This window comes from Neglectibacter sp. X4 (genome assembly GCF_009917365.1).
Lineage (GTDB): Bacteria > Bacillota > Clostridia > Oscillospirales > Acutalibacteraceae > Acutalibacter.
Map to the genome: position 1 here is coordinate 1 of NZ_QWLE01000238.1, position 708 is coordinate 708.

Annotated in this window: 1 pseudogene; it reads right to left on the bottom strand. The window is 54.0% G+C overall.

What is annotated here, in order from left to right:
• Positions 1-347 (bottom strand): annotated as a pseudogene (locus D1841_RS17885) (hypothetical protein); the annotation flags it as partial.
• Between the last annotated feature and the right edge of the window lie 361 nt (positions 348-708).

Sequence of the window (708 nt, forward strand, 5' to 3'; positions counted from 1 at the left end):
TTCTGGTAGTCTGGGTGCTCCCGGCAATAGCGTTCATAGCAGTTGATGTTGTAGAAGATTTCGTTGAAATCTTCCTCGGTGTGCTTTTTCTCCCGGAGCAGCTCTGTGTTAAACTGCAAAATCCTGGCCCGGTGCATGTCCGCATCCCGCTCGTCGTCGGCCTGGATGTGCTTTTCCAGCCGGGTTTCTACCTTGCCCAGCTTGTCCAGCACGTCTCCGTTGACCGCCCTGCCCACCCACCGGGCAGCAGCCGACCAGGGATTTATTTTCACAGGGGCAATCTGCACCAGGGTCAGCAGCAGGAATACGCACCCGCCGCCCCAGGCAAAAATCTGGCTTAACTGCATGGCACCACCTCCTTTCCCGCAAAATAAATACCCGGCCTTGTTCTTGACAAAGCCGGGGTATATGGTATAATAATGATAAAGAGGGCGCTGCTACATGGCGGTTAGCCCTTACCTTAAACTAACAAAAATGTTAGCCGTTCGGGTACCAGCCGAGCGGCTAACACGCTTTTGGGGCTAAGTAAACCAGCAGCAAAGCTGCCAACACTAGGCACACTGCGAAACGCAGCAGCTTTTGTCCCATATCGTGCCACCTCCCTTCGTGTAAAACTCCGGGAAATGTATCACCCCCTCTCATACGGGGATGAACTAACCGCCTTTTATGTATACAGCGTCCTCCGGCGCAAATGTGCGCCTGCCCCTC